Raw genomic sequence first — 3,163 nt, 5'->3', positions numbered from 1 at the left:
TCGAACGCTCAGGTCAACCAAGCCGTTCCGATGACACTGCTGGGGCCCGGCGTCACGCGACGCCGCGGCCAGCCGCGCGCGTAGCCTGTGCGGTAAAATACGCGCTTACGAGAAAACCGCGTGAAATAGTGTTCACCTGCCGATATTCTGGAAGGTCTTCTTTGTTAGCGTAGCCGTCCAACTCTTTGTTGAGCCATGCCCGGAATTTATCGTTCTTGGCCTGCTGTTCGAGAACCAGGCATTTCCTGAGGACGGAGCCGATCGGGTAGGTATCGCTAACAGCTCCTTCAATGATTTCGTCCAGCAATTTCATGGTGGGCTACCTCAAAATGAGAATGGCTAGGATCTTGGGCTTTCCGAGAGGTTGCGCAACCGTCGATTTTGCGGGCATCGAGCGTGTGAGAAGCTAATTCACCGTGATGACTCACCTGTCTCATGAGACAGTCGCCGCCATGCCGATGCGCGATCCAGCTCTGTTTTCCATGACTTACGGGCAGTTAACGCCTATGAGACATGAGGTGTGACACCTGACTCCATGAGCTGATCCGTGAGGCGACGAAGCTGGCCACGGCGCAAGGCTGGGCGGCCGGACCGCCCAGTCGTTCGACGCGATCGTGGCCCGAACGCCGCCGGCAATGCCATGAGGCTGCTGGCGACCGGCGTCGGCGGCCATACCGGGTCAAGGTCACCAAGGCCGTGCATTCGTTCTCGATCTACGGCGCGTTGGTCAAGGTGCAGGAGAAAACGACCAGCAGCGCGAGGCCCGCGGCGGTGGCTATGGCTGCCGCTGGGCGCGCCAGGCGAATACCTGTTTCCGGCGCCTCTGCAGCCGTAAGGCGCCTCCGGCGCGTCCGGTGCGCGATCTGGAGCTTGCACCGCCCTTGCGCTCGCCGCCGGCTACTGGCTCGGCACTCAGGTGGGCACGGCAAAGGCGCGCGCGACCTCGCCCCTCTCGTGATCGAGATGAGACAGGGCGCCTGTGAGACAGGGCGCCTATGAGACACCCGAGCCGTGGGACCGCGGCGACATCCGAAGCGAACCGCAACCCACTGACTAACCCAACAGGAAGCCACTGGCTTCGATCTGGCTTAGGAGACGACATGGGACATACGCGAGGCGGCGGCATCAGCATGGACGGCCGCTATGATCGCACCACCTCGGCGCTGGCCTGTTTCCGATCTCGGTCGCCTAGATTATCGCAGTGGTCTGCTTTGACTTGGCGGGATTTGCAAGCGTGCATCACCCGGCGCTAGGCACATGAACTCGACTTCAGCCTTCGGGAAGTTTCCCATGACGTAAGGCGGGCCGGTTTCCTTGGCGTTTGTCACCATCAAACTTTTACTTTGTCCGGCGCAATATTGGCCCGCCTCAGAAAGTGCTTCCGCCTTTAGATTTCCAGACCCAGAGAAGCCTGTCGCAGCTTGTCGCGTCACGACATAGGCGTCACCGCCTAGCGGCGCGACTCCAGAGTTGGCGGCGCATCCCGCCACAGCTAAAGCTGATAAAATAACCCAAGGTTTCATCTGACGCCCCCGATTACCGTAGACGGATCAACTTCAGTGGACAAGGCCGTTCCTAACCCGGAGATCAGAAAACCAAACGCACGGGCGCCGATCCCGGCCAGAAAGACGTATGAGGCTAGCGTGGCGTGTCCCGGGCGGTCTGGAGCTTTTGCGGCTCCCTGATCGTGCTCGCCACCAGCTACTGGCTTGGCAATCGGGTCGGCCACCCAAGGGAGCCATGGCGAATGGCACCGGCGCGTTTCTCGTGGCGCCCGTCCTGCCACTTAGAATGTAAGCTTCTTAATCGCCGACCAGGTGAGGAGAACATGGTGTCCGACCAGGGCGCAGCTCGGGACTATTTCGCGGAGTACCATTCGGCCATTGAGGCATACGAACGAGAGCTCAATCGTGCGTTCGGTTTCGCGTTTATGCCCGAATTGGATCAGAAAGGGGCCGAGGCCCTCCCAGGATCCGAGCTACGGCGCACCTATGATGCAATGGTTGAGGCAAGGAGAGCGCGCGACGAGCGGCACCCGCCAGGAACATGGATGGGTTGAAGCCGGAACCACTCCGTGGCTGAGCGACTGGCTGCCAGGGCATAGGTTTGCATCACTGCCCCCGGTGTCTCACCGGCCAGAGGCGGTGGTGTCTCACCCTAAGTCTTTCTCGCACATTGGTTTTCCGCCCGAACGACGAATGGGACACCTGTTTCATCTGAGGGAGCGCGGTGACTCGCGGTGTCTCGCCGGCCAAATTCGGCGCAAATCGCACCGATAGTGCGCGTTTAGGTCCATCCTCTCGTTGTGAGGGGACCTCGACGTCAGGCGCGAATGGCTTTCCATCCTTCCACGAGCCCCGGCATTGAGACACCCCCGCTAGCTCGTAGGTGTTTCACCAACTGTTCACCCCGTCCCAAAAGTGATGTCTCGCCTGGCTGAAGCCGCCGGCGATTGCATCGACCTTCCCAGCGGCACCTTCAGCCGCCACCCAGGCTGATGCGCTCGCCCGCCTCGGCGAGCTGCCGGTGCGTGCATCCAGACGCTCAGCAACCAGACGACAAGGTCGGCGTGGTCGGGCCACGTCAGCTCGCGGTCGGGCCCGGCGGCCTGCCAGCGCTTGATGGCACGCTGGTCGGCACGCCAGCGGAGATCAAAGTGAAGTAGTGGTGTTCGAGGTCGTCCAGGGCGTCCACGAGGATCTGCGGCGCCGAGCCCTCCATGATCACGAATTTACGGAAGAGGTCGAGAACGGTGAGGTCTTTGCTCGCCTTCGGGTCGGGGTTGGTGAGGTCCATGTCGTTTCCTATTGCGGTCGCAATGGCAGGCGCATGCGGTTGCCATTGCCTCTGTTATGCGGATGCTATATCCCGCCACGGTCCCAAGGCTCGTCGACGGCGTAGCCGCCCTGTCTCATCTCGATCATGAGTCGGGAGATGTCTCGCGCGCCGCGGCGAGTTGATCTTGCGCCCGATGGAGGCCGCGGCCAGCTCCATGAACTCCAGCACCTCCCCTGGGTCCGGCCGGGTGTCTCGTTGCACTGGATCACCGGATGCACCTAGTACCCGGAATCAGAGCTGAGTGATACGGCGGCCTTTGAAACGGCGTTGACGGACCTTTTTCTTGGTCCAGACGAAGGGCTCGGCTCTGTCGTTGTATGCGTTG

The 3,163-nt window shown here is 61.2% G+C and carries 2 protein-coding genes; both read right to left on the bottom strand.

Features of this window, described 5'->3' with window-relative positions; translation table 11 throughout:
* Positions 1-52: 52 nt before the first annotated feature.
* Positions 53-313: a hypothetical protein gene (locus QJT78_RS49735; protein WP_281460812.1), complete on the bottom strand. Its 261-nt coding sequence runs from the start codon at positions 311-313 to the stop codon at positions 53-55.
* A 2,270-nt stretch (positions 314-2,583) separates the two neighbouring features.
* Positions 2,584-2,796: a hypothetical protein gene (locus QJT78_RS49730; RefSeq protein WP_038952130.1), complete on the bottom strand. Its 213-nt coding sequence runs from the start codon at positions 2,794-2,796 to the stop codon at positions 2,584-2,586.
* Between the last annotated feature and the right edge of the window lie 367 nt (positions 2,797-3,163).

This window comes from Bradyrhizobium sp. Mp27, from assembly GCF_029953005.1.
GTDB classification, from domain to species: domain Bacteria; phylum Pseudomonadota; class Alphaproteobacteria; order Rhizobiales; family Xanthobacteraceae; genus Bradyrhizobium; species Bradyrhizobium barranii.
This window is presented reverse-complemented; position numbering and strand designations above follow the sequence as displayed.

Coding starts and splice junctions, on each gene's coding strand:
- QJT78_RS49735 (WP_281460812.1), bottom strand. CDS start 313: ATGAAATTGCTGGACGAAATCATTGAAGGAGCTGTTAGCGATACCTAC.
- QJT78_RS49730 (WP_038952130.1), bottom strand. CDS start 2,796: ATGGACCTCACCAACCCCGACCCGAAGGCGAGCAAAGACCTCACCGTT.